The sequence below is a fragment of the Streptomyces sp. NPDC015242 genome, from assembly GCF_043079125.1.
Lineage (GTDB): Bacteria > Actinomycetota > Actinomycetes > Streptomycetales > Streptomycetaceae > Streptomyces.
This window is the reverse complement of the sequence record NZ_JBIBUF010000004.1, coordinates 644,074-667,965: the sequence shown is the minus strand read 5'-3', so window position 1 is coordinate 667,965 and position 23,892 is coordinate 644,074. Positions and strand designations below refer to the sequence as shown.

Here is a 23,892-nt window from a genome sequence, read left to right as displayed (position 1 = left end):
CGGAACACGAAGTGGGGCCACCGCCCGAAGGCAGTGGCCCCACTCATGTCAGGAGCAGCCCCGAAGGGTCACGCGTCCTTGCTCAGGTTCGGACCGGTGCCGCCGGCCGCCTGCTCGATCGGCGGGACGTCCGGCAGGGCCGACTTCTCCTCGCCGCGGAAGGTGAAGGTCTTGGCCTCGCCCTCGCCCTCCGTGTCCACGACCACGATGTGGCCGGGGCGGAGCTCGCCGAAGAGGATCTTCTCCGACAGCGAGTCCTCGATCTCGCGCTGGATGGTGCGACGCAGCGGACGCGCGCCCAGCACGGGGTCGTAGCCCTTCTTGGACAGCAGTTCCTTGGCGGACTGGGAGAGCTCGATGCCCATGTCCCGGTCCTTCAGGCGCTCGTCCACCTTGCCGATCATCAGGTCGACGATCTGGAGGATGTCGTCCTGGCTGAGCTGCGGGAAGACGACCACGTCGTCGACGCGGTTGAGGAACTCGGGCCGGAAGTGCTGCTTCAGCTCGTCCTGGACCTTGTTCTTCATACGCTCGTAGTTGGTCTTCGTGTCGCCCGAGGCCGCGAAGCCCAGGTTGAAGCCCTTGGAGATGTCCCGGGTGCCGAGGTTGGTCGTCATGATGATGACCGTGTTCTTGAAGTCCACGACCCGGCCCTGGGAGTCGGTCAGGCGACCGTCCTCCAGGATCTGCAGCAGCGAGTTGAAGATGTCCGGGTGGGCCTTCTCGACCTCGTCGAAGAGGACCACCGAGAACGGCTTGCGCCGCACCTTCTCGGTCAGCTGGCCGCCCTCTTCGTAGCCCACGTAGCCGGGGGGCGAGCCGAAGAGACGCGAGACCGTGTGCTTCTCGCTGAACTCCGACATGTCGAGGGAGATCAGCGCGTCCTCGTCGCCGAAGAGGAACTCGGCGAGCGCCTTGGACAGCTCGGTCTTACCGACACCGGACGGGCCGGCGAAGATGAACGAGCCACCGGGGCGCTTGGGGTCCTTCAGACCGGCACGCGTACGGCGGATCGCCTTCGACAGCGCCTTGACGGCGTCGTTCTGGCCGATGACCCGCTTGTGGAGCTCCTCCTCCATGCGCAGCAGGCGGGAGGACTCCTCCTCGGTGAGCTTGAAGACCGGGATGCCGGTGGCGGTCGCGAGGACCTCGGCGATCAGCTCGCCGTCGACCTCGGCGACGACGTCCATGTCGCCGGCCTTCCACTCCTTCTCCCGCTTGGCCTTGGCGGCGAGGAGCTGCTTCTCCTTGTCGCGCAGGGACGCGGCCTTCTCGAAGTCCTGCGAGTCGATCGCGGACTCCTTGTCCCGGCGGACACCGGCGATCTTCTCGTCGAACTCGCGCAGGTCCGGCGGCGCGGTCATCCGGCGGATGCGCATCCGGGAACCGGCCTCGTCGATCAGGTCGATCGCCTTGTCCGGCAGGAAGCGGTCCGAGATGTACCGGTCGGCCAGCGTGGCGGCCTGGACCAGCGCCTCGTCGGTGATGGAGACGCGGTGGTGGGCCTCGTACCGGTCACGGAGACCCTTGAGGATCTCGATCGTGTGCGGCAGGGACGGCTCCGCGACCTGGATGGGCTGGAAGCGGCGCTCCAGGGCCGCGTCCTTCTCCAGGTGCTTGCGGTACTCGTCCAGCGTGGTCGCACCGATGGTCTGCAGCTCACCGCGGGCCAGCATCGGCTTCAGGATGGAGGCCGCGTCGATGGCGCCCTCGGCGGCACCCGCACCGACCAGCGTGTGCAGCTCGTCGATGAACAGGATGATGTCGCCGCGGGTGCGGATCTCCTTGAGCACCTTCTTCAGGCGCTCCTCGAAGTCACCGCGGTAGCGGGAGCCGGCGACCAGGGCGCCGAGGTCCAGGGTGTAGAGGTGCTTGTCCTTGAGGGTCTCGGGCACCTCGCCCTTGACGATGGCCTGGGCGAGGCCCTCGACGACGGCGGTCTTGCCGACGCCGGGCTCACCGATCAGCACCGGGTTGTTCTTCGTACGGCGGGACAGCACCTGCATGACCCGCTCGATCTCCTTCTCGCGCCCGATGACCGGGTCGAGCTTGGACTCACGAGCGGCCTGGGTGAGGTTCCGGCCGAACTGGTCGAGGACCAGGGACGTGGAGGGCGTGCCCTCGGCAGGACCGCCGGCGGTGGCGGTCTCCTTGCCCTGGTAACCGGAGAGCAGCTGGATCACCTGCTGCCGCACGCGGTTCAGATCTGCGCCCAGCTTGACCAGGACCTGGGCGGCGACGCCCTCGCCCTCGCGGATCAGGCCGAGCAGGATGTGCTCCGTGCCGATGTAGTTGTGGCCCAGCTGAAGGGCCTCGCGGAGCGACAGCTCCAGGACCTTCTTGGCACGGGGGGTGAAGGGGATGTGCCCGGACGGGGCCTGCTGGCCCTGGCCGATGATCTCCTCCACCTGCTGGCGGACCGCCTCGAGCGAAATCCCGAGGCTCTCAAGGGCCTTGGCGGCGACACCTTCACCCTCGTGGATCAGGCCCAGGAGGATGTGTTCAGTGCCGATGTAGTTGTGGTTGAGCATCCGGGCTTCTTCCTGAGCCAGGACGACAACCCGCCGCGCGCGGTCGGTGAACCTCTCGAACATCGTTAATCGCTCCTCAGAGCGGTCAGGCAGTGGGGGGAACTTCCCCTCCCTGTCCTTCCGCAGCTTAGTCCCGCAAGCGGGGACCGCTCATTCCAACTGCCGACACCGTCCTTGGCCTCCTGACCCCGAACGCCGACATCTGCTCCAACCCGATGGTGCGAGACGATGTTCCCGCAGGCCAGGCAGATACCCCACTCGCCAGTACGCCGATGGCGAACGTGAGACGGCCTTTCCTGCGTGTCGCCCCCTCCCACTAGGGATGTCTTACCCGCGGCGACCGACAGTCCATGCCGAGCGCCCCCCTCCCCTCCGCTACGGGCGAACAACCTTGCGCCCTCCCGCACCCCTCGCACGCCCCCGTTCCGCCACTCTGCGCGCTCACACTCCTACGCAGAGTGACTTCAGCGTAACCCGCACGGCTTCGTGGCGGTTGCACTTGGCATGTCCGGCACCTCGCCCTCCGTGCCCGCCTCCGCACCGCACGTGACGCCCCGTCTCCACCGGGACCCGGTCCGGCGGTGGTACGAGGACGGGCTGGGCTGGCCGACGGCGCCCGGGGACCCGCTCCGGCTGGTCCTGGGGGTCCGCTTCGACGTCCTGGAGGTACCGGCCGAGGTGGCCCCGGCCGCGCTGCGGCGCCTCGCACCCGGCTCACCGGTGGCCGTGCGGGACGACCGGGTCCAGTTGCTGGTGGCGGCGGGCAGCACGGAGGAACTGCCCGCGCTGCTGGAGTGGCTGGAGTGGGGAGCGCTGCCACCGGGCCTCGTGGCCCTGGGCCCGGGCGCGTCCATGGAGGCCCCGCTGCCGCCGGAGCCGTCACCCCGCGCGCAGTCGCCGCGCTCGGGCGCCGCGAGCCCGGTGCTCGCCGCCGGCGCGGGCTCGCCCGGGCTCATGGGTGCGCCGTCGGCGGGGTCCGCCGGCCCTGGCCGGACGCGGCCTGGCGTCGTGGGCGTTCCGCCGTCCCCGGGTGCGGTCGTGCCGTCGCCGCGGGTGCCCGGTTCGGGTACCGGTCGGCCGCTTCCCCCGTGCCGGCTCGGTTCCCAGGGGGCCGCCGTGTGGCTGCGGCCCCCCGAGCCGGGGTGCGAGGTCGAGACCTCGCTGCCGACGCTGTCGGCCTTGGGGGGCGGTGCAGGCGCCCCCGATCTCGCGCGGCTGGTGGACACGGTGGCCGCGCAGTGCCACCGGGCCCGGCTGCGGCGCGCGGGCGCCCAGCTGCCGGCCTCGCGTGCGCGGGGCCGGTAGTGCCGCTGTTCAGCCGTTGGCCTTCTCGTAAGCCTCGCGGATGGTCGCGGGAACACGGCCGCGGTCGTTGACCTCGTAACCGTTCTCCTTCGCCCAGGCGCGGATCGCCGCGGTGTCCTGGCTGCCGCTCGAAGTGGCGCGCGTCTTTCCACGCCCCCCCGCAGCACGGCCTCCGGTACGACGACCGCCCTTCACGTAAGGCTCGAGAAGGCCACGGAGCTTGTCCGCATTGGCGGTGGTGAGATCGATCTCGTACGTCTTGCCGTCCAGCGCGAACGTCACGGTCTCGTCCGCCTCGCCGCCGTCGAGGTCGTCGACAAGAAGGACCTGAACCTTCTGTGCCACCGGATTTCCTTTCATCGATATCTTCAGGGCCGGGGTGTGCCGGCGTCCGCCGTATCGCCGTCCCCTGTTATATGCAGTACTGCAGTACCTCGGAAAGCAAACCGCTTTTGCCGGGAAAACACAAACCCCCGGCAGAGACCGGCAGCCCCTCCTCCGTCCGGAAACGTGCGCGTTTCGGACATAGGGCACCGGGGCAGGGGCCGCGCTGCGGAATATGTCTTGCCGAACCGGGCGGGCCCAGTTGTGGCCGGTCTGTTGTCGGCTCCGGCGATCACAGATGCAGAAGCATCCGGCTGTTGCCCAAGGTGTTCGGTTTCACTCGTTCGAGACCGAGGAACTCCGCGACGCCCTCGTCATAGGAACGCAGCAGCTCCGCGTAGACATCCGTGTCGACGGGGGTCTCGCCGATCTCCACGAAGCCGTGCTTCGCGAAGAACTCGACTTCGAAGGTCAGACAGAAAACGCGGCGCACCCCGAGCCAGCGGGCGGTCTGCAGCAGCTTCTCCAGCACCCGGTGCCCGACGCCCGCGCCCTTCAGCCCGGGCTTCACCGCGAGAGTGCGCACTTCCGCGAGGTCTTCCCACATCACGTGCAGGGCGCCGCAGCCGACGACCTCGGCGTTGTCGTCGCGTTCCGCGACCCAGAACTCCTGGATGTCCTCGTAAAGAGTCACCATGGCTTTGTCGAGCAGGATGCCGTCGCGTACGTAGGCGTCGAGGAGGCGGCGGACGGCCGGGACATCGCTGGTGCGGGCCCGTCGGACGGTGATGGCTTTTGTGGGGGTGCCAGGGGTCTTCGCGGACATGAGCGGACGCTATCGCCCGCCGGGCCCCCGGGCGGAGGCGGGGTTCTCCGGGGGCTCTTCCCCGGTCTCTTCCGCGCGCCCTTCGCCGGGGCCTTGCGCGCGGTCTTCGCCGGGGCCTTCCCCGCGGCCTTCCCCGGGTTCCGTCTCTTCCGCGGATTCCGACGCTTCGGTCGGTTCCCGGGTTTCCGGGCCCTGGACGATGCGTACGGCATCGCTGAGAGCCTGGCGCTGTTCCTCGCTCATCATCCCGAAGAAGGCGACGAGAGCGGCGGCGGGGTTGTCACTCTGCGACCAGGCGTCGTTCATCAGGGCGGCGGCGTAGGCGGCGCGGGTGGAGACCGCCTCATATCGATAGGCGCGGCCTTCCGCCTCGCGGCGCACCCAGCCCTTCTGATGGAGATTGTCCAAAACGGTCATCACCGTGGTGTAGGCGATGGACCGCTCCTTCTGAAGATCTTCCAGGACTTCTCGAACGGTCACGGGGCGGTTCCACTTCCAGACCCGCGACATGACCGCGTCTTCGAGTTCTCCCAATGGGCGAGGCACAGCTCAGAACAATAGTGGGAGATCCCGGGAATGGCGTGGCGGACGTGCGCTTCCCGGCGAACGGGAACAAAAAGGGCGTACGACTCGAATGCGCGGGCGCCGTACGGCGGCCCCGCGGAGTCGTACGCCCGGGGAGCGGGTGGGGTCAGGCGTCGGCGCCGGAGGCCGGCGCGGAGGACGCGCGGGGACCGTCCACGCGCGCGAGGGCGGCGTCGACGGCCGCGTCCTCCTTGGCCTTGTTGGCGCCGCCCTGGGTCTTCACGATCACCCGGATCACGGCGCCGAAGAACACGGCCATGACGACCGGGGGCAGGAGCGCGGAGACGTAGTCCATGGATCCAGGGTAGCCACGTCAGCCGGCGGCGAGCTGCTGGGGGCCGCCCGGGGGCGGCGTGGCGGGTTTGCGGCGCGGGAAGACCTCGCCTGGGGTGGGGATGGGCCGGGAGGGCTTCGGGGTGCCGGGGGCCGGGGCCGGGGCGGGCCGGGGAGCGGGCTTCGGGGCCGGCGGCTTGCGGTCGGGCTTCTTCTCGGGCTGTTCGGCGGCGCCGCCGGGAAGGGCCAGCAGTCGGGTGCGCGCGGCGGGGACCGTGGCGGCAGCGGTGGCGCCCGCGGGGACGGCAGGAGGGACGGCGGCCGCGGCGACGAGGGTGACCGAGCAGCGGTCCAGCAGGGCCGCGGCGGCGGGATTGCCGCGCAGGGCGCGCAGGGCGCTGAGGTCGTCGGGGCGGGGCCTGTAACCGGCGGCCAGGGCCTCGTCCAGGAGCGTGAGGTAGCCGGCGGCGGTGCCGGGGAGGGCGGCGCGGTACCGGCCCAGGTCGGCCACGAGGAAGGCGCGCAGCCTGGCCCCCTCCCGCATCGCCTCGTCGAGCGACTCTGCGAGGCGGAGGCAGTCCTGGACGTCGTCGGACGAGGCGGAGGTGGGATGGAGGGCGAGGGCGAGGGCGCGGCGGAGCACACGCAGCTCCTCCACGCCGAACGCCAAGCCGCCGCGGGATCCGTAGGGCGTGGGCATGCCGCGACGATACGCGCTAATCAGACAATTTCGACATAGCGGACGGGTGTGGCGTGGGGGACCACTCGGGTGGGCGGCGCCGCGCCCGGATCCCCTCGGCCCGGCGCGGCTCACGCGCGGCTCACATGCGCGAGACGTTCCGCTCGTACACCAGCCGCAGCCCGATCAGCGTCAGCCACGGCTCGTGCTCGTCGATGACCGAGGACTCGCCCAGGACCATGGGAGCCAGGCCGCCCGTCGCGATGACGGTGACGTCGTCGGGGTCCTCGGCCAGCTCGCGGGCCACCCGGTTGACGACGCCGTCGACCTGCCCGGCGAAGCCGTAGATGATGCCCGACTGCATCGCCTCCACCGTGTTCTTGCCGATCACGCTGCGCGGCCGGGCCACCTCGATCTTGCGGAGCTGGGCGCCGCGGACGCCCAGCGCCTCGACGGAGATCTCGATGCCGGGCGCGATGACGCCGCCGACGTACTCGCCGCGCGCGCTGACCGCGTCGAACGTCGTCGCCGTGCCGAAGTCGACGACGATCGCCGGGCCGCCGTAGAGCTCGACGGCCGCGACCGCGTTGATGATGCGGTCCGCGCCGACCTCCTTGGGGTTGTCCATGAGGATCGGCACACCGGTCTTGACGCCCGGCTCGACCAGGATGGCGGGGACGTCGCCGTAGTAGCGGCGCGTCACCTCGCGCAGCTCGTGCAGGACCGAGGGCACGGTGGCGCAGATGGCGATGCCGTCGATGCCGTCGCCCAGTTCGTCGCCGAGCAGCGGGTGCATGCCCATCAGGCCCTGGAGCAGGACCGCCAGTTCGTCGGCGGTGCGGCGCGCGTCGGTGGAGATGCGCCAGTGTTCGACGATCTCCTCGCCGTCGAACAGGCCCAGGACCGTGTGGGTGTTTCCTACGTCGATCGTCAGCAGCATGACCCGACCCGCTCCCCTACTCCGCCGGCCGCAGGTCCAGGCCGATGTCCAGGATCGGCGAGGAGTGGGTGAGGGCCCCGACGGCCAGGTAGTCGACGCCGGTGTCGGCGTACGCCTTGGCGTTGTCGAGGGTGAGGCGGCCCGAGGCCTCCAGGGCGGCCCGGCCCTCGACGATCGCGACGGCCTCCGCGCACTCGGCCGGCGTGAAGTTGTCCAGCAGGATCAGGTCGGCGCCGGCGTCCAGGACCTCGCGGAGCTGGTGCAGGGTGTCGACCTCGACCTCGATGGGGACCTCGGGGAAGCGCGCGCGGACCGCCTGGAAGGCCTGGGCGACGCCGCCCGCCGCGACCACGTGGTTGTCCTTGACCAGGGCCGCGTCCGAGAGGGACATGCGGTGGTTGACGCCGCCGCCGCAGCGGACCGCGTACTTCTCCAGGCTGCGCAGGCCGGGGGTGGTCTTGCGGGTGTCGCGGACCTTGGCGCCGGTGCCCTCCAGGACGTCCGCCCACGCGCGCGTGGCCGTCGCGATGCCCGACAGGCGGCACAGGATGTTCAGCGCGCTGCGCTCGGCGGTGAGGAGGTCGCGGGTGCGGGTGGTGACCGAGAGCAGCTTCTGGCCCGCCTCGACGCGGTCGCCGTCCTCCGCGTGGCGCTCGATCTCCAGTTCCTCCTCGCAGACGACCGAGAGGACGGCCTCGGCGACGCGCAGGCCGGCCACGACGCCCGCCTCGCGTGCGGTGAAGTCGGCCGTGGCGACCGCGTCCTCGGGGATCGTGGCGACCGTGGTCACGTCCACGCCGTGGGCCAGGTCCTCCTGGACGGCCACGTTGGCGATGTCCTCGACCTCGACGGGGTCGAGACCGGCGTCGGCGAGGAGCTGGGCGAGCGCGGGGTCGAGGCCGCACTCCAGGTACGCCTCGTCGTCCGCGCCGCAGGCGCAGCCGTCGCCGCAGCCTCCGGAGGAGGCGAGGGGAAGGTCGGGGGTGCTCACGTCGGTCACTGCTCCTGGAGGGCGGGGGGCGGGAGGGTCGCGGGGAAGTCTGTCGTGTCCGTGGTGTGCACGGCCAGGCTCCGGTCGGGGTTCAGGCGTACGACGATGTGGCGGCGCCAGGCCGTGTCGTCGCGCTCGGGGTGGTCCTCGCGCCAGTGGCAGCCCCGGGTCTCCTCGCGCAGCCGGGCGGCGGTGACCAGGACGCGGGCCACGCACAGCAGGTTGGTCGCCTCCCAGGTGTCGACGCCGGGCTCGGCCGTCTTGCCGTGCTCGGCCAGGGCCTCCCGGGCGTCGGTGTGCAGGCGCTGGAGCTGGTCGGCGGCCTTGCCGAGGGACTCCGCCGAGCGCAGGACGCCCGCCCCGCTCGTCATGATCCGCTGGATGGTGAAGCGGGCCTCGGCGGTCTGCAGCGGGTGCTCGGGGATCTCCGGGTGCGGCAGCGGCTGCGGCACGCGCGCGCTCAGGCCGGCCGCCGCGATGTCGGCCGCGATGCGCTCGGCGTAGACGAGCCCTTCGAGCAGGGAGTTGGAGGCCAGGCGGTTGGCGCCGTGCACGCCGGTGCAGGCGACCTCGCCGCACGCGTACAGGCCGGGGACGGTCGTCCGGCCGTGCGCGTCGGTGCGGACGCCGCCGGAGGCGTAGTGGGCGGCCGGGGCGACCGGGACGGGCTCGGTGACCGGGTCGATGCCGTGGGCGCGGCAGGCGGCCAGGATCGTCGGGAAGCGGTGCTCCCACATCTCGGCGCCGAAGTGCCGGGCGTCGAGGTACATGTGCTCGGCGTCCCGCTCCTGCATGCGGCGCATGATGCCCTTGGCCACGATGTCCCGGGGGGCGAGCTCGGCGAGTTCGTGCTGCCCGACCATGAAGCGCACGCCGTCGGCGTCGACGAGGTGGGCGCCCTCGCCGCGTACCGCCTCGGAGACCAGGGGCTGCTGGCCCTCGGCGTCCGGGCCGAGGAACAGCACGGTCGGGTGGAACTGGACGAACTCCAGGTCGCTGACCTCGGCGCCCGCGCGCAGGGCCAGGGCCACGCCGTCGCCGGTGGAGACCGAGGGGTTGGTGGTGGCGGAGAAGACCTGGCCCATGCCGCCGGTCGCCAGGACCACCGCCGGGGCGTGGACGGCGCCGACGCCGTCGTGCTGGCCCTCGCCCATGACGTGCAGGGTGACGCCGGCCGTGCGGCCCTCGGCGTCCGTGAGGAGGTCCAGCACGAGCGCGTTCTCGACGGTGCGCATGCCGCGCGCGCGGACCGCCTCGACCAGGGCGCGGGAGATCTCGGCGCCGGTGGCGTCGCCGCCGGCGTGGGCGATGCGACGGCGGTGGTGGCCGCCCTCGCGGGTGAGTTCGAGGCCGCCCTCGGTGGACTCGTCGAACCGGGCGCCGGTCTCGATGAGGCGGCGCACCGCCCCGGGACCCTCGGTGACGAGAAGGCGGACCGCCTCCTCGTCGCACAGGCCCGCGCCGGCGACCAGGGTGTCGTCCAGGTGCTGCTCGGGCGTGTCGCCCTCGCCGAGGGCCGCGGCGATGCCGCCCTGGGCCCAGCGGGTGGAGCCGTCGTCGAGCCGGGCCTTGGTGACGACCACGGTGCTCAGCCCCGCGGCCTCGCAGCGCAGGGCGGCCGTCAGCCCGGCGACGCCGGAGCCGACGACGACCACGTCCGCGGCGATGGACCACCCGGGGGCGGGCGCGTGCAGTCGTATGCCTGTGGAGGTCACGAGGCGGCTCCGAGGGTTCCGAAGGTGAGGGGGACGTTGTCGATCAGCCGGGTGGTCCCGACCCGGGCGGCGACGGCCAGGACCGCCTCGCCGGTGAAGTCGTCGCCGATCTCGGTGAAGTCGGACGGGTCGACCAGGGCGAGGTAGTCCAGCCTGAGCGGCGGCCGGAGGCGGGCCGCCTCGTCGAGGACCTGGCGGGCGGCGGCCCGGACGGCGGCGGGGCCGCCCGGCACGGCCGTGGCCACGGCGTGCGCGTCGGCCGCCGCGCGGGACTCGCCGAGGGCGCTGAGGGCCTCGGCACGCGCGCGTGTGGCGGGCACCTCGCGGGCCCGGGCGCGCAGCGCCTCCTGCGCGGCGTGCCGGTCCTGGCCCGCGAACAGTGCCCGGGACAGGGCGAGGGCGGTGCGTCGCTCGGCCGCCGAGAGGTAGCGGTTGCGGCTGGACAGGGCCAGGCCGTCCTCCTCGCGGACGGTGGGGACGCCGACGATCTCCACGCCGAAGTTCAGGTCCCGCACCATGCGGCGGATCAGCGCGAGCTGCTGGGCGTCCTTCTGGCCGTACAGGGCGACGTCGGGGCGGGTGAGGTGCAGCAGCTTGGCGACGACGGTGAGCATGCCGTCGAAGTGCCCCGGGCGGGAGGCGCCCTCCAGGCGCTCGCCCATGGGGCCCGCGGTGATACGGACCTGGGGCTCGCCGCCCGGGTAGACCTCGTCCACGGACGGGGCGAAGACGACGTCGGCGCCCGACCGGCCGGCCAGCTCGACGTCGGCGTCCAGGGTGCGCGGGTAGCGGTCCAGGTCCTCGCCCGCGCCGAACTGCAGCGGGTTGACGAAGACGGTGACGACGACCTCGCCCTCGGGTCCTGCGATGCCGCGGGCGGTGCGGATGAGCGTGGCGTGGCCCTCGTGCAGGGCGCCCATGGTCATCACCACGGCGCGGCGGCCCGTACGCGCGCGGGCGTGCAGGTCGGCGGCGGTGCGCAGCAGGGTGGTGGTCATCGGGCGTCCCCCTCGGTGCCTCGGGTGCCGTCGGTCCCGTCGGCGAGTACCCCGAGGAGGTCCTCGGCGAGCTCCGGCTTCAGCAGGCCGGTCGCCAGGGCCCGGTCGGCGGTGGCCCGGGCCATGGCCAGGTATCCGGCGACGGTCTGCGGGGCGTGCCGGCGCAGCTCCGTCACGTGCGCGGCGACCGTGCCCGCGTCCCCGCGCGCGACGGGCCCGGTCAGGGCCGCGTCACCGGAGCGCAGGGCGTTGTCCAGGGCCGCGCCGAGCAGCGGGCCGAGCATCCGGTCGGGGGCGGCGACCCCGGCCGCGCCCAGCAGTTCCATCGACTGGGCGACGAGCGTGACCAGGTGGTTGGCGCCCAGGGCGAGGGCGGCGTGGTAGAGCGGCCGGTTCTCCTCGGCGATCCACTCCGGCTCGCCGCCCATCTCGATGACCAGGGCCTCCGCGGCCAGCCGCAGCTCCTCGGGCGCGGTGACGCCGAAGGAGCAGCCGGCCAGCCGCTGGACGTCCACGGGCGTGCCGGTGAAGGTCATCGCCGGGTGCAGGGCCAGCGGCAGCGCGCCCGCGCGCAGGGCGGGGCCGAGCACGCCCACGCCGTACCGGCCGGAGGTGTGCACCAGCAGCTGCCCCGGCCGTACGGAACCGGTGTCGGCGAGGCCCGCGACCAGCTCCGGCAGGGCGTCGTCCGGGACGGTCAGCAGCACCAGGTCGGCCCGCTTCAGGACGTCCTCGGGCGGCATCACGGGCACGTCGGGCAGCAGCTGCGCGGCGCGGCGCCGGGAGGCGTCGGAGACCGCGGAGACGGCGACCGGGCGGTGCCCGGCGAGCTGGAGGGACGCGGCCAGTGCGGGTCCCACGCGGCCGGCGCCGACGACGCCGACGGTGAGCCGCGCGGGGCGGTCCCTGGGGTCTGGCTGTGGGGTTGTGTTCACTCGACGGCGGCCTTCCCGTTCCAGTCCGCTCCGGGTACCGGACGATTTCTCGTCATGTTAACGCGATCGGTTCCGGGGGCGTTCGGCCGTCCACAGGCCGTGCGTTCCGGTGGACGCGGCGGCGACGCACGTGCGTGGGGCCCCGGCGTACGGAAATGCGGGTGCCGGGCCGCACGCGCGCGAGGGAGGATCCGGGGCATGACTGACACGGCGGAACAGGACGAGCGGGTGCCGGACGAGGACCCGGGGGCACGACTGCGGGCACGGCGGCTGGCCGCCCATCGCGGTGCGCGGCGGGTGCTGGCGCGCTTCGGCTTCCACCAGACCCTCCGCGAGCGCCTGGCCGCGCTGGACGGGGCGCGGGACGTGTACGACCTGGACGAGCTGTCCGACGTGTACGGCGACGGTGTCGTCGAGGCCCTGGAGTCGAAGGTCGCCGCCCTGCTCGGCACCGAGGCCGCCGCCTTCTTCCCGACCGGCACGATGGCCCAGCAGGTGGCGCTGCGCTGCTGGGCGGGCCGCACCGGCGACCCGACCGTCGCCCTGCACGCGCTCGGCCACCCCGAGGTGCACGAGCGGAACGCGTTCACCGAGGTCGGCGGCCTGCGCCCGGTGCGGGTGACGAGCGAGCCGCGGCCGCCGACCGCCGCGGAGGTCCGTGACTTCGAGGAGCCGTTCGGCGCGCTGATGCTGGAACTCCCCCTGCGGGACGCTGGTTTCGTGCTGCCCACCTGGGAGGAGCTCACCGAGGTCGTCGCGGCCGCCCGGGAGCGGGACGCGGTGGTGCACTTCGACGGGGCCCGGCTGTGGGAGTCCACCGTCCACCTCGGCCGGCCCCTGGAGGAGATCGCGGGACTGGCCGACAGCGTCTACGTGTCGTTCTACAAGTCCCTGGAGGCGTTCGGCGGCGCGGCCCTGGCCGGTCCGCGGGAACTCGTCACCCAGGCCAGGGCCTGGCGGCACCGGTACGGCGGTCTGGTCTTCCAGCAGTTCCCCACCGCCCTGTCGGCGCTGCTCGGCCTGGAGCGGGAGCTGCCCCGGCTGCCGGAGTACGTCGCCCACGCGCGCGTGGTGGCCGCCGCCCTGCGCGAGGGGTTCGCGGCGGCCGGGACGCCGTGGGCGCGCGTGCACCCGGAGGTGCCGCACACCCACGACTTCCAGGTCTGGCTGCCGTACGAGCCCGGCGTGCTCGCCGAGGCGGCGGTCCTGGCCGCCGAGGAGACGGGCGTCGTCCTGTTCGGCAACGCCTGGGACCGGCGCGGCCCGGGCCTGGCGGTCACCGAGGTGCACGTGCGGTCGGCCGGCCTCGAATGGACCGCCGGGGACGTGCGGGCCGCGGTCGCGGACTTCGTGGCCCGGCTGCCGGAGCAGGTCAGGTAGGGCGCCGCCCCCGGCGGCCCGGGGCCGTCCGGGAGCCGTCGCGGAGCGGGCGGCCCGCCAGGACGGCCCGGAAGCGCCGCGCCTCCCGCCAGGCCCGCAGGAACCGCCACTCGTGGGTGCCCGGCGCGGGCGGGGCGGGCTCGCCCAGCGAGCGGGCGCGGTGGGTGTCGAGGAGGTACTGCTGCGTGATGCTCATGGTGGATCGCCTCTGCGGGACGGGGTGAGGGAGGTCCGAAGGCTCCGCGGCTGCCCCGGTGCCTCCACCCTGCGCCCGTGCCGCGGGCCGCGTCGCGTCGATTGACGGCCCCCGTCAATCGGCGGCGGCGTTGTCGGTGGCGCGGTGCACCATGAGGGCATGAGCGTGCGCATCGACATCGCCGGGCTGCGGCAGGACAGGGTCGCCGTCGTCCCGTCCCCCCTGGCCGAGCTGGGCATGGCGCTGCACGCGCTGTCCGAGCCGGCGCACCACCCGGGCCTCCAGGGCTGGGTGACGGGCGTGACGGCCCGGCTCGACCCGCATCTGGCCGACCGGATGTGCGAGGCGGACTTCCTGTGGCGGACGACGTTCTCCGACCTGTTCCTGCCGTGCGCGGGCCTGCCGGACCGCACCGCGCTGCCGGGCGGCACGCTCGCCGAGGAGCTCGACCTGCTCGACAAGCTGTCCGACGAGCAGTTCGTGGACGCGGCGCTGGAGTTCACCTGCGCCACCGGATACGGCGAGTACGGGCCCACGGCACTGACCGACCCGGAGGTGCGCCGCCGCGCCCTGGACCTGGCCGCCGCGCGCGGACCGCGGCAACTGCGGTTCAGCGAGCGGCTGCTGGCCGATCCGCCCCGGATCCGGTCCTGGCTGCGGCAGTTCCTCCGGGACTGCGACGAGGCGTTCTTCGCGGAGGCCTGGTCGCGGCTGCGCCACCAGCTCGCGGCGGACAGCCGGCACAAGACGGAGCTGCTGCGCCACAAGGGCCTGGCGGGGGCGCTGGCCGCGGTGTCCCCGGCGGTGACGCTCGACGAACCGGCCGCCCTGATCACGGTCGACAAGCTGGGCGAGGGCCGTACCACCACCGGTGACGGTGGCCTGCTGCTCGTCCCGACGAGCCTGGGCTGGCCGCACCTGATGGTCCTGCACCGGTACGGCTGGCAGCCGGTGCTGCACTACCCGGTCGGCTCCCCCGAGCTCGCCGCCCCGCCCACGCTGGAGCAGCTGGCCCTGCGCATGACCGCCCTGTCGCACCCGGTGCGCATGCGCATGTGCCGGTATCTGGCCCGCAGCGCGTACACCACCAGCGAGCTGGCGCAGGTGCACGGCATGACCGCTCCGGAGATATCCCGGCACCTGGCCGTGCTGAAGAAGGCGGGCCTGGTCACCACCCGCCGGCGGGGGCGCTACGTGCTGCACCAGCTGGACGTGACGGTGGTGGCCCGGCTGGGCAGTGACTTCCTGGAGGGCATCCTCCGCTAGCCGTGCCCGCCGGCCCGCACCAGACCGGTCTCGTACGCCAGCACCACCACCTGCACCCGGTCCCTGAGCCCCAGCTTGGTCAGGATGCGGCCCACGTGGGTCTTCACGGTCGCCTCCGACAGCACGAGCCGGGCCGCGATCTCACCGTTGGACAGGCCCTGCGCGACCAGCACCATGACCTCGCGCTCGCGGTCGGTGAGCCGCTCCAGCTCCTTGTGCTCGGGCTGCTTGGTGCCGGGCAGCATCGGCGCGAAGCGGTCGAGGAGCCGCCGGGTGGTGGAGGGCGCGACGACCGCGTCCCCGCTGTGCACGGCCCGGATGGCGGCGAGCAGCTCACCGGGCGGCACGTCCTTGAGCATGAAGCCGGAGGCACCCGCCTTCAGGCCGGAGAAGGCGTACTCGTCGAGGTCGAACGTGGTCAGGATGAGCACCTTCGGCGGGTCGGTGTCGGCGCAGATCCGGCGGGTGGTCTCCACCCCGTCGAGCTTGGGCATGCGGACGTCCATGAGCACGACGTCCACCTCGGTGGTCCGCAGCGCCTGGAGGGCCTCGACGCCGTCGCCGGCCTCCGCCACGACCTCCATGTCCGGCTGGGCGGCGAGCACCATCCGGAATCCGGTGCGCAGCAGCACCTGGTCGTCGACGAGCATCACGCGGATCGTCATCGGGGCCTCTTCCGTGGGGCGGGGGTGTGACAGGTGTCAACAGGGGGCGCGCGCCGGCGTCAGTGCGCGGGTTTGAGCGGCAGCAGGGCGCTGATGCGGAATCCTCCGCCCGGGCGCGGTCCGGCGTCCAGCGTGCCGCCGACCATACCGACCCGCTCCCGCATGCCGATCAGGCCGTGGCCCTGGCCGTCGAATCCGCCCTCCTCGTACAGCTCGTGCGGGGCGCCCTTGCCGTCGTCCTCGACGAGCAGGCCGAGGCCGTCGTCGAAGTAGACCAGCCGCACGCTGGCGCCCGCGTTGGGCCCGCCGTGCTTGCGCGTGTTGGTGAGCGCCTCCTGCACGATCCGGTAGGCGGTGAGCTCGACGCCGCTGGGCAGCGGGCGCGGGGTGCCCTCGACCTTGAAGTCGACGGGCAGCCCGGAGCCCCGGCACTGCTCGACCAGGTCCTCGATCTGCCGCACGTCGGGCTGCGGCACGTACTCGCCGGCCTCCTGGTGCTCCCCGGTGCGCAGCACGCCGAGCAGGCGGCGCATCTCGGCGAGGGCCTGGCGGCCGGTGGAGGAGATGGTCTCCAGGGCTTTCTTCGCCTGGTCGGGCGCGGCGTCCAGGACGTAGGCGGCGCCGTCGGCCTGCACCACCATCACCGAGACGTTGTGGGCGACGACGTCGTGCAGCTCGCGCGCGATGCGGGCGCGTTCGGCGGCGACGGCCACCTTGGACTGCGCCTCGCGCTCCCGTTCCAGCCGGGCGGCCCGCTCCTCCAGCTGCGCGAAGTAGGCGCGCCGGGTGCGGATGGAGTCGCCGAGCACCCAGGCCAGGGCGAACGGCACGGTCATGAACACCGTCAGGGCGATGTTGCCCGCGAGGTTCGTCTGGTCGCTCGGCCAGCGCATGTGGGCCACGGGGGCGGCGCACAGGCCGGCGCCCAGGGCGAAGCGGGAGGCCCAGCGGGCGCCTTCCGCCGCGACCGTGTAGACGATCACCAGCATGGCGAAGTCGGCCGGTCCGATCCGCACGTCGGTGATCAGCTGGGCCACACCGGCGACCGCCGTGAGCAGCAGCATCTTCTCCGGCATCCGGCGGCGCAGCGCGACGGCCAGGCACAGCATCAGGGAGATCGGCACGGCGGCGGCCGGGGAGCCGTAGCCGCCCGCCACTCCGCCCACCAGCGAGATCCCGAGGAGGACGACGGCCCAGGTGCCGTCGACCCACATCGGGTGCCTGCGGAGGAAGTCATAGAGGCGCTGCACGTAACCCAGCGTAGGGAAGCGGATAGGTGCAGGGGTCAACCGGAGGGCCGATCCCCGCCCGGCGCGCGTACTCCGCAAGGTGGAGTTGCGTGCGTTGTGTCCGCATAGCCTGGCCCGGTGACTGCGGGTGCGAGGGACGAGTGGCGTGGGTGGCGGGCCGCGACCGAGGAGGCGCTGTACGGGCCGCGCGGCTTCTACCGCCGCGCCGAGGGGCCGGGCGCCCACTTCCGTACGTCCGTGCACGCGTCGGCCCTGTTCGCGGGGGCGGTGGCCCGGCTGCTGTGCCGGGTCGACGAGGCGCTGGGCCGGCCCGCGGAGCTGGACTTCGTCGACATGGCCGCCGGGCGGGGCGAGCTGGCCGCCGGGGTGCTCGCCGCGCTGCCCGCCGAGGTGGCGGCCCGCACGCGCGTGTACGCCGTCGAGATCGCCGGGCGGCCCCCCGGGCTCGATCACCGGATCGAGTGGCGGTCCGCGCCCCCATCGGGGACGACGGGGCTGCTGTTCGCCAACGAGTGGCTGGACAACGTGCCGGTGGAGGTCGCGGAGGTGGACTCCGCGGGCCTGGCCCGGCACGTCCTGGTGCGCGCGGACGGCACCGAGCGGCTCGGGGAACCGGTGGCCGGGGCGCAGGCCCGGTGGCTGGAGCGGTGGTGGCCGCTGCCCGGCGAGGCGGGGCTGCGGGCCGAGATCGGGCTGCCCCGGGACGAGGCCTGGGCCGCGGCGGTCGCGACCGTCGGCCGCGGGCTCGCCGTCGCCGTGGACTACGCGCACACGGCGGACGCGCGACCGCCGTTCGGGACGCTCACCGGCTTCCGGGACGGCCGTGAGACCACGCCCGTGCCGGACGGCTCCCGCGACCTCACGGCTCACGTCGCCCTGGACGCGTGCGCGCTGCCCGGCGGGCACCTGCTCTCCCAGCGCGAGGCGCTGCACGCCCTCGGCGTGACCGGCGCGCGCCCCCCGATCGCCCTGGCGTCCACCGACCCGGCCGCCTATGTGCGCGCTCTCGCGGGCGCCGGGGAGGCCGCCGAGCTGACCGCTGCGGGCGGGCTCGGCGACTTCGGGTGGCTGGTGCAGCCGGTCGGGATCGAGGACCCCTTCCGGGGGTGAGCCGCTGCTTGTCCCGGGGTGAGCCGCTACTTGTCGATGTCCCCGACCACGAAGAACATCGACCCCAGGATCGCCACCATGTCCGCGACCAGCGTCCCCGGCAGCAGCTCCGTCAGCGCCTGGATGTTGTTGTACGAGGCGGAGCGCAGCTTCAGCCGGTACGGGGTCTTCTCACCCTTGCTGACCAGGTAGTAGCCGTTGATCCCGAGGGGGTTCTCGGTCCAGGCGTACGTGTGCCCCTCCGGTGCCTTGAGGACCTTCGGGAGCCTCTGGTTGACCGGCCCGGGCGGCAGCTCCGCGAGGCGGTCGAGGCAGGCGTCGGCCAGGTCGAGCGCGTTGTGCGTCTGCTCCAGGAGGCATTCGAAGCGGGCGAGGCAGTCGCCCTCCTGCCGGGTCACCACCTTCAGGGTGTCCTGGAGTTCGCCGTAGGCGAGGTAGGGCTCGTCGCGGCGCAGGTCGAAGTCGACGCCCGAGGCGCGGCCGATCGGCCCGCTGACGCCGTAGGCGTGCACGGCCCGCGGGCTGAGGACGCCGACGCCCCGGGTGCGGCCGCGGAAGATCTCGTTGCCCAGCACCAGTTCGTCGAAGCGGTCCATGCGGGAGCGCACGTCGGCGACGGCGGTGCGCGCGCGTGTGGTCCAGCCGGCCGGCAGGTCCTCCTTGAGGCCGCCGACGCGGTTGAACATGTAGTGGATCCGCCCGCCGGAGACCTCCTCCATGACGTGCTGGAGCTCCTCGCGCTCGCGGAAGGCGTAAAAGATCGGCGTGATCCCGCCGAGCTCCAGCGGGTACGAGCCGAGGAACATCAGGTGGTTGAGCACCCGGTTCAGCTCGGCGAGCAGCGTGCGCAGCCACACCGCGCGCTCGGGCACCTCCATGCCGAGCATGCGCTCCACGGCGAGGACCACGCCCAGTTCGTTGGAGAACGCCGACAGCCAGTCGTGGCGGTTGGCGAGCATGATGATCTGGCGGTAGTCGCGAGCCTCGAACAGCTTCTCCGCGCCGCGGTGCATGTATCCGATCACCGGCTCCGCGTGCGTGATGCGCTCGCCGTCCAGGACGAGCTTCAGCCGCAGCACGCCGTGCGTGGAAGGGTGCTGCGGCCCGATGTTGAGCACCATGTCGGTGCTCTCCGCGGCGCCGCCGATTCCGACCATGGTCTCCGTCGTAGGAGTCATGCACACAGTCTCCCCTACGTACCCTGACCTCATGGAGACGGGGAGCACGCACGAGGCGGGGGCGGCGGGGGCAGGCGCGGCGACCGGACCGGAGGGGGCGGCCGAACCCGCCTGGATCGCGCTGCCGCCCGGTCTGCTGAAGATGCGGCGGCTGCTGCTCGTCTTCTGGGCCGGGCTGGTCACCCTGGCCGCCGGGCTCGTGCCGGGACTGCTCGCCGGGCCCGTCTGGTCGCTGTGCGCGCTGCCACCGCTGGCGCTCGCGGTCTGGGGCTGGGTGATGATCGCACGCAACTGGCGTTCCTGGCGGTACGCCGAGCGGGCCGACGACCTGCTGATCAGCCGGGGCGTGCTGTGGCGCGAGGAGACCGTCGTGCCGTACGGGCGGATGCAGCTCGTGGAGGTCACCTCCGGGCCCGTCGAGCGGCACTTCGGGCTGGCCAGCGTGCAGTTGCACACCGCCGCCGCGGCGACCGACGCGACCATCCCCGGCCTGGATCCGGCCGAGGCGGAACGCCTGCGCGACCGGCTCACCGAGCTGGGCGAGGCCCGATCGGCGGGCCTGTGACTCCCGCCCGGGCCGCCGAGCCGGCCGAGCCCACCGGACCGGCCCACGCCGCCGGTTCCGCGGGACCGGCCCAGCCCTCCGGCCTCGCCGGACCGGCCCACGCCGGCGAATCCGCCGGGCCGGCCCGGCCCTCCGAGCACCCCGGCTCCTCCGGTGACGTGGTCGAGCGGCGGCTGCACCCCGTCACGCCGTTGCGGCGGGCCTGGGCCCCGGTCGCCGTCGTCATCGGCTGGGCCGTGCACGACCCCGACGGGGCGCAGCGCCACCTGACCCGGCTGACCACCACGACCCTGCTCATCGGTCTCGCGGTGATCGTCCCGGCAGCCGCCCTCTACGGCTTCTGCTCCTGGTGGTTCACCCACTTCGCCGTGACCGGCACCGAACTGCGCATCCGCACCGGCCTGGTCTTCCGCCGCACCGCCCACATCCGCCTGGAGCGGATCCAGGCCGTCGACGTCACCCAGCCGCTGCTCGCCCGGGTCGCGGGCGTCGCCAAGCTCCGGCTCGACGTCATAGGCGCCGACAAGAAGGACGAGCTGGCCTTCCTCGGCGCCGGCGAGGCCCGGGCCCTGCGGGCCGAACTGCTCGCCCGGGCCGCCGGTTTCGCCCCCGAGACCGCGCACGAGGTCGGCGAGGCACCCTCCCGGCGACTGCTCCGGGTGCCGCCGGGCGTGCTCGCGATGTCGCTGGTGCTGACCGGCGCGACCTGGGGCTCCCTGGCCGCGGCGCTGGTCGTGCCGCCGGTGCTGTGGCTGGCCACCCACAGCCTGTGGACGGTCCTCGCGGTCGCCCTGCCGCTGCTGGGCGCGGCCGGCGCGAGCAGCGTGGGCCGGTTCGTCACCGAGTACGACTGGACCGTCGCCGAGTCGCCCGACGGGCTGCGCATCGACCACGGCCTGCTGGACCGGGCCCACGAGACGGTGCCGCCGGGGCGCGTGCAGACCGTCCGGATCGTGGAGCCGCTGCTGTGGCGGCGGCGCGGCTGGGTGCGCGTGGAACTGGACGTGGCGGGCTCGGCCAACTCCGTGCTGCTGCCCGTCGCCCCGCGCGAGATCGCCGAGGACGTCGTCGCGCGCGTGCTGCCCGGGGTGACCGTGCCGGGCCGCGCGGCCCTGGCGCCGTCGCCGCGCCGGGCCCGCTGGTGCGTGCCGGTGTGGTGGCGGGGTTACGGACTCGCCGTCACGGACGCGGTGTTCGCGGCCCGCACGGGTCTGCTGCGGCGCCGCCTCGCGCTGGTGCCGCACGCGAAGGTGCAGAGCGTGCGGATGACGCAGGGGCCGTGGCAGCGGGCCCGGGGCCTGGCCGACGTGTCGGTGGACACCGGTGCCGGCAAGACGGTGACGGCGAGGCTGCGGGACGCCGCCGAGGCGCGTGCGCTGCTGGCGTCCCAGGCGGAACGGTCCCGCACCGGACGCCGGGACGCCCGCCCGGACCGCTGGATGGCGTAGTCCGCCCGCCGGCCGGGGGCCCGAGCCCGGACGCACGAAGGCCCCCGGTGGTCACCGGGGGCCCTTCCCCTGCGGGGCCGGGTCCTGAGACGTGGTCAGGAGGTGTCCGGCACCCCCTCACGACACCGCACTGCGCAGCCCCTGCACGTCGATCTGTTCCGTCTCGTCGTGCGCCGTCAGGTCGATGACCTGGCCGATGCCGCGCGAGTCCTCGCCGGCCGGCTTGTAGCGGGCCTCGGCCTCGGCCTTGTGCAGGGCGAGCGCCTCCTGGCCGACGACATCGGCGAGATCCTCGTTCTGCACGGCCTCCAGGGCGGCCCGCGAGGTGCCCTGCTTGGTGCCGAAGAAGTCGAACCCGCCCTCGGTCAGCGGACGTCGCACCGGCTGCTGCGGCGCGACGGCCACCGCGGTCGGCACGGTGTAGTGACCGGTCGCGCCCTGTCCGGTCCGGGCGGGCTCGGGCAGCCGCCCGGCGCCGGTCCGCGCGGCGGTGGCGTGCTCCTGCCCGCCGGCCGCCTCGGACCGCCCCCGCGCCGCGTCCTCCCGGGACGGCTCACCCCGCTGCGCGGGCTCCGGCCCGGGCTTGTTCCCGGACTCCGCGGCGTCCTCGTCCCTCGGCACGCCGTCGCCGTCGCCGCCGCCGTCGCCGTCGCCGTCACCGCCGCCGTCCGGGTCCGGGACCCGCTCCCCCTCGAACCGGGCCAGCGCGGCGGCGGCCCGCAGGAACAGCCGGGAGCCCTCGGGCGAGAACACCGCCGGGACCTCGGACCGCGCCTCGCCGGCGTCCGCACCGGCCGGCTGCTGCGGCTGCGGCTGCCGCTGCGGTTGCGCCGGGACGGTGTCCGCCGGGCCCGCGGCACCGGCCGGCAGGGCCGCCCGCACCGGAGCCGTCGCCTCGATCTCCAGGACCCGGCGCTCCTCCAGGACGCTCGCCCGCTCGGTCTCCGACGTGGCGTACCGGCGCAGCAGCGCGGCGTGTTCGTTGCGCAGCCCGGCCAGTTCGGTGCGCTTGGCGCGCAGCCGCTGTTCCAGCTTGGCGCGCAGTTCGCGGGACTCCTCGAGGTCGGCCTCCAGTTCGGCGACACGTTCCTCGAAGCGCCACTCGTCGCTCGCCCGCGCGCGCGTCAGATCGGCGACGCGTTTGCCCGCCTGGGTGTCCCAGCGGCGCAGCACGACCGCGCCGGCGACCGCCGTCGCCGCGGCGGCCGCGGCGAGAGTGCGGAGCACCGTCGGCTCCGTGAACACCCAGGGCCCCAGGGCGCAGACGAGGGAGACGCCTGCGATCGCCGACGGGGGCAGCAGCCTGTGAAGGGGCGGGGAATGGCGATGACGTCCACGTGGCATGGCCAGAAACTTACCGCGCGTAGGCGAATCATGGTGAGCCACCCCGCAAAAACAAAGCCATACCGGAAGAGTCACGGCGCATCAGAACTCGGGAAGAAGCGGAATCGCCTGTTCATCCAATTCCCAAGATCATTTCCGACGGGCCGGACCCCCGTGTTCAGCCGCGTGCGAGCCGTTCGCTCATCCACTCCAGCGTCGCCGGAATCTCGCGCCGCCAGGTGTTGAAGTTGTGCCCGCCGCTTTCCAGGACGATCGAGGAGATCCGGGTCCGCCCGGTGTCCTTCACGCGCTCTATGAACTCCAGGGTGTCCTTGTAGTTCGACTCTCCCCGCCTGCTGCTGGTGACGAGCAGGGACGTGCCGGGCGCGGGCATGTGCGCGAGGTACCACCGCAGATCGGCACGGTCGCGCAGGCCCTTGTCGCCCTGGAAGAGATCGCCCGTCGTGGCGTCGACCGGCGCCTTGTAGTACGCGGACAGACCGGCCCCGGCGGCGAACACCCCCGGATGGTGCATCGCGAGCTTCAACGCGCAGTATCCGCCCGTGGAGTTGCCGATGACGCCGAGCCGGCCGGGCTTTTCGCCGACCCGGTAGTGCGCGCGCAACGCCTCGGGCAGATCCCGCGCGAAGAACGACTCCGTCCGCGGACCTCCGGGAACGTCCACGCACTCCGTGTCCCGGGGCGGTGCCACCGTCGGCCGCAGCATGACGAGGATCATCGGCCGCATCCGGCCGGCCCGGGCCAGTTCCAGTGCCGTGCGCGGATAGTGGAGCTTTTCCACCAGCGCCGACGCCGTGCCCGGATAGCCGGTCAGCACGACCGCGGCGGGGAACCGGTGGGTGCGGTACCGCGGCTGGAAATACTCCGGCGGCAGATAGACGTACGCGGGGGTGGCGATGCGGGTCGTCCGGCCCACGATCTCCACCTCCTGGATCCGGCCGCCGGAGGCCGGCCGCACCCCGCCCGCCCCCGGCACCCGCCGCGAGCCGACCACCTCCAGCGGACCCCGGCCCGGCGTGTGGTCGACCACCACGCCCTGGCCCTTCTCCTGCCCGAACAGGTCGGCCCAGCTCGCGTAGAACCCGAAGGCCTGGTTGGCGGCCAGGCCCACCGCGGTGAACAACGCCAGCTGCGTGCCCAGCAGCAGGCCGACGCGCCCGCACACCGCCCGCCACCCCGGCCGGGCCAGCCGCGGCCACAGCCGGACCGTGCCGACGAACAGCAGCACGGCGGACGCCACCGCCGCCACCAGCACCTTGTCGCTCGTGAGACCCATGGATCGGTTACCTGCCCGCGCTCTCCACCCGGTCCCGCCCCCGCGACCACGACCTTCGCGCGGGCTTGTCCCGGACTTTCCTCCGCCTTTGAAGCGGCTTTGACGCGGGGAG

Annotated in this window: 23 protein-coding genes; 6 read left to right on the top strand and 17 right to left on the bottom strand. The window is 73.4% G+C overall.

Annotation, left to right across the window (positions count from 1 at the left end; all coding sequences use genetic code 11):
* Positions 1-68: 68 nt before the first annotated feature.
* The gene (locus tag ACF07N_RS17725) at positions 69-2,594 is read right to left on the bottom strand and encodes an ATP-dependent Clp protease ATP-binding subunit (RefSeq protein ID WP_114254583.1); all 2,526 of its coding nucleotides are present in this window, start codon (positions 2,592-2,594) and stop codon (positions 69-71) included.
* 441 nt (positions 2,595-3,035) lie between these two features.
* Here ACF07N_RS17725 and ACF07N_RS17720 point away from each other — a divergent pair, with 441 nt between their 5' ends.
* Positions 3,036-3,836 carry an SCO3374 family protein gene (locus ACF07N_RS17720; protein WP_392113557.1) on the top strand — a complete coding sequence of 267 codons (801 nt, stop codon included), beginning with the start codon at positions 3,036-3,038 and terminating at the stop codon, positions 3,834-3,836.
* A 9-nt stretch (positions 3,837-3,845) separates the two neighbouring features.
* Here the strand turns inward: ACF07N_RS17720 and ACF07N_RS17715 are convergent, their stop codons facing one another.
* The 10 genes from ACF07N_RS17715 to ACF07N_RS17670 form a co-directional block, all read right to left on the bottom strand.
* Positions 3,846-4,181, bottom strand: a complete 336-nt coding sequence (locus tag ACF07N_RS17715) for an Lsr2 family protein (RefSeq protein ID WP_383334396.1) — start codon at positions 4,179-4,181, stop codon at positions 3,846-3,848.
* Positions 4,182-4,452: 271 nt separating this feature from the next.
* Entirely contained in the window at positions 4,453-4,986 is a 534-nt protein-coding gene (locus ACF07N_RS17710) for an amino-acid N-acetyltransferase (protein ID WP_383334398.1), read from the bottom strand.
* A 9-nt stretch (positions 4,987-4,995) separates the two neighbouring features.
* The gene (locus ACF07N_RS17705) at positions 4,996-5,496 is read right to left on the bottom strand and encodes a BlaI/MecI/CopY family transcriptional regulator (RefSeq protein WP_383342265.1); all 501 of its coding nucleotides are present in this window, start codon (positions 5,494-5,496) and stop codon (positions 4,996-4,998) included.
* A 181-nt stretch (positions 5,497-5,677) separates the two neighbouring features.
* Complete coding sequence (locus ACF07N_RS17700) at positions 5,678-5,866, bottom strand: hypothetical protein (protein ID WP_383334400.1); 189 nt, start codon at positions 5,864-5,866, stop codon at positions 5,678-5,680.
* An 18-nt stretch (positions 5,867-5,884) separates the two neighbouring features.
* On the bottom strand, positions 5,885-6,544 hold the full coding sequence (locus tag ACF07N_RS17695) for a hypothetical protein (RefSeq protein ID WP_392113553.1): 660 nt from the start codon (positions 6,542-6,544) through the stop codon (positions 5,885-5,887).
* 121 nt (positions 6,545-6,665) lie between these two features.
* Positions 6,666-7,463 (bottom strand): type III pantothenate kinase, encoded by a 798-nt coding sequence (locus tag ACF07N_RS17690; protein ID WP_094057038.1) that lies wholly within the window; start codon positions 7,461-7,463, stop codon positions 6,666-6,668.
* 16 nt (positions 7,464-7,479) lie between these two features.
* Positions 7,480-8,454: a carboxylating nicotinate-nucleotide diphosphorylase gene (gene nadC / locus ACF07N_RS17685; protein ID WP_383334403.1), complete on the bottom strand. Its 975-nt coding sequence runs from the start codon at positions 8,452-8,454 to the stop codon at positions 7,480-7,482.
* A 5-nt stretch (positions 8,455-8,459) separates the two neighbouring features.
* Complete coding sequence (locus ACF07N_RS17680; RefSeq protein WP_392113549.1) at positions 8,460-10,169, bottom strand: L-aspartate oxidase; 1,710 nt, start codon at positions 10,167-10,169, stop codon at positions 8,460-8,462.
* The gene (gene panC / locus ACF07N_RS17675; RefSeq protein WP_383340926.1) at positions 10,166-11,167 is read right to left on the bottom strand and encodes a pantoate--beta-alanine ligase; all 1,002 of its coding nucleotides are present in this window, start codon (positions 11,165-11,167) and stop codon (positions 10,166-10,168) included. The genes ACF07N_RS17680 and panC overlap by 4 nt, the downstream gene beginning before the upstream one ends.
* Positions 11,164-12,102 (bottom strand): Rossmann-like and DUF2520 domain-containing protein, encoded by a 939-nt coding sequence (locus tag ACF07N_RS17670; RefSeq protein WP_383340929.1) that lies wholly within the window; start codon positions 12,100-12,102, stop codon positions 11,164-11,166. The genes panC and ACF07N_RS17670 overlap by 4 nt, the downstream gene beginning before the upstream one ends.
* A 198-nt stretch (positions 12,103-12,300) precedes the next feature.
* Between ACF07N_RS17670 and ACF07N_RS17665 the strand changes: the two genes are divergently transcribed.
* Complete coding sequence (locus ACF07N_RS17665; protein WP_392113545.1) at positions 12,301-13,482, top strand: threonine aldolase family protein; 1,182 nt, start codon at positions 12,301-12,303, stop codon at positions 13,480-13,482.
* On the opposite strand, the gene ACF07N_RS17660 is transcribed toward ACF07N_RS17665, so the two are convergent.
* Positions 13,475-13,678 carry a hypothetical protein gene (locus tag ACF07N_RS17660; protein ID WP_392113542.1) on the bottom strand — a complete coding sequence of 68 codons (204 nt, stop codon included), beginning with the start codon at positions 13,676-13,678 and terminating at the stop codon, positions 13,475-13,477. The genes ACF07N_RS17665 and ACF07N_RS17660 overlap by 8 nt on opposite strands.
* Before the next feature lie 159 nt (positions 13,679-13,837).
* On the opposite strand from ACF07N_RS17660, the gene ACF07N_RS17655 reads away from it, so the two are divergent.
* Positions 13,838-14,944, top strand: coding sequence for a DUF5937 family protein (locus ACF07N_RS17655; RefSeq protein WP_383334415.1), 1,107 nt, complete (start codon positions 13,838-13,840; stop codon positions 14,942-14,944).
* Here the strand turns inward: ACF07N_RS17655 and ACF07N_RS17650 are convergent.
* Positions 14,941-15,609 (bottom strand): response regulator, encoded by a 669-nt coding sequence (locus tag ACF07N_RS17650; protein ID WP_383334417.1) that lies wholly within the window; start codon positions 15,607-15,609, stop codon positions 14,941-14,943. The two genes, ACF07N_RS17655 and ACF07N_RS17650, sit on opposite strands and share 4 nt — an antisense overlap.
* A 59-nt stretch (positions 15,610-15,668) precedes the next feature.
* Positions 15,669-16,859, bottom strand: coding sequence for a histidine kinase (locus ACF07N_RS17645; protein WP_392113539.1), 1,191 nt, complete (start codon positions 16,857-16,859; stop codon positions 15,669-15,671).
* 117 nt (positions 16,860-16,976) lie between these two features.
* Between ACF07N_RS17645 and ACF07N_RS17640 the strand changes: the two genes are divergently transcribed.
* Positions 16,977-17,969: an SAM-dependent methyltransferase gene (locus tag ACF07N_RS17640; RefSeq protein ID WP_392113536.1), complete on the top strand. Its 993-nt coding sequence runs from the start codon at positions 16,977-16,979 to the stop codon at positions 17,967-17,969.
* A 26-nt stretch (positions 17,970-17,995) separates the two neighbouring features.
* Here the strand turns inward: ACF07N_RS17640 and ACF07N_RS17635 are convergent, their stop codons facing one another.
* A complete protein-coding gene (locus ACF07N_RS17635) occupies positions 17,996-19,147 on the bottom strand; it encodes an NADH-quinone oxidoreductase subunit D (RefSeq protein ID WP_383334424.1) in 1,152 nt (383 codons plus the stop codon).
* 31 nt (positions 19,148-19,178) lie between these two features.
* Between ACF07N_RS17635 and ACF07N_RS17630 the strand changes: the two genes are divergently transcribed.
* Both ACF07N_RS17630 and ACF07N_RS17625 read left to right on the top strand, forming a co-directional pair.
* Positions 19,179-19,712 carry a PH domain-containing protein gene (locus ACF07N_RS17630; RefSeq protein WP_383340945.1) on the top strand — a complete coding sequence of 178 codons (534 nt, stop codon included), beginning with the start codon at positions 19,179-19,181 and terminating at the stop codon, positions 19,710-19,712.
* Between the two features lie 158 nt (positions 19,713-19,870).
* The gene (locus ACF07N_RS17625; RefSeq protein ID WP_392113671.1) at positions 19,871-21,160 is read left to right on the top strand and encodes a PH domain-containing protein; all 1,290 of its coding nucleotides are present in this window, start codon (positions 19,871-19,873) and stop codon (positions 21,158-21,160) included.
* A 117-nt stretch (positions 21,161-21,277) separates the two neighbouring features.
* Here ACF07N_RS17625 and ACF07N_RS17620 read toward each other — a convergent pair whose 3' ends face one another.
* Positions 21,278-22,504, bottom strand: coding sequence for a hypothetical protein (locus ACF07N_RS17620; protein ID WP_392113533.1), 1,227 nt, complete (start codon positions 22,502-22,504; stop codon positions 21,278-21,280).
* A 157-nt stretch (positions 22,505-22,661) separates the two neighbouring features.
* A complete protein-coding gene (locus ACF07N_RS17615; protein ID WP_392113530.1) occupies positions 22,662-23,780 on the bottom strand; it encodes an alpha/beta hydrolase in 1,119 nt (372 codons plus the stop codon).
* Between the last annotated feature and the right edge of the window lie 112 nt (positions 23,781-23,892).

Bases quoted from the DNA above. Each gene is read 5' to 3' on its own strand.
- ACF07N_RS17635 (WP_383334424.1), bottom strand. From the start codon at position 19,147: ATGACTCCTACGACGGAGACCATGGTCGGAATCGGCGGCGCCGCGGAG.
- ACF07N_RS17650 (WP_383334417.1), bottom strand. From the start codon at position 15,609: ATGACGATCCGCGTGATGCTCGTCGACGACCAGGTGCTGCTGCGCACC.
- ACF07N_RS17705 (WP_383342265.1), bottom strand. From the start codon at position 5,496: ATGTCGCGGGTCTGGAAGTGGAACCGCCCCGTGACCGTTCGAGAAGTC.
- panC (WP_383340926.1), bottom strand. From the start codon at position 11,167: ATGACCACCACCCTGCTGCGCACCGCCGCCGACCTGCACGCCCGCGCG.
- ACF07N_RS17720 (WP_392113557.1), top strand. From the start codon at position 3,036: ATGTCCGGCACCTCGCCCTCCGTGCCCGCCTCCGCACCGCACGTGACG.
- ACF07N_RS17695 (WP_392113553.1), bottom strand. From the start codon at position 6,544: ATGCCCACGCCCTACGGATCCCGCGGCGGCTTGGCGTTCGGCGTGGAG.
- ACF07N_RS17660 (WP_392113542.1), bottom strand. From the start codon at position 13,678: ATGAGCATCACGCAGCAGTACCTCCTCGACACCCACCGCGCCCGCTCG.
- ACF07N_RS17655 (WP_383334415.1), top strand. From the start codon at position 13,838: ATGAGCGTGCGCATCGACATCGCCGGGCTGCGGCAGGACAGGGTCGCC.
- ACF07N_RS17665 (WP_392113545.1), top strand. From the start codon at position 12,301: ATGACTGACACGGCGGAACAGGACGAGCGGGTGCCGGACGAGGACCCG.
- ACF07N_RS17620 (WP_392113533.1), bottom strand. From the start codon at position 22,504: ATGCCACGTGGACGTCATCGCCATTCCCCGCCCCTTCACAGGCTGCTG.
- ACF07N_RS17630 (WP_383340945.1), top strand. From the start codon at position 19,179: ATGGAGACGGGGAGCACGCACGAGGCGGGGGCGGCGGGGGCAGGCGCG.
- ACF07N_RS17615 (WP_392113530.1), bottom strand. From the start codon at position 23,780: ATGGGTCTCACGAGCGACAAGGTGCTGGTGGCGGCGGTGGCGTCCGCC.
- ACF07N_RS17710 (WP_383334398.1), bottom strand. From the start codon at position 4,986: ATGTCCGCGAAGACCCCTGGCACCCCCACAAAAGCCATCACCGTCCGA.
- ACF07N_RS17725 (WP_114254583.1), bottom strand. From the start codon at position 2,594: ATGTTCGAGAGGTTCACCGACCGCGCGCGGCGGGTTGTCGTCCTGGCT.
- ACF07N_RS17700 (WP_383334400.1), bottom strand. From the start codon at position 5,866: ATGGACTACGTCTCCGCGCTCCTGCCCCCGGTCGTCATGGCCGTGTTC.
- ACF07N_RS17690 (WP_094057038.1), bottom strand. From the start codon at position 7,463: ATGCTGCTGACGATCGACGTAGGAAACACCCACACGGTCCTGGGCCTG.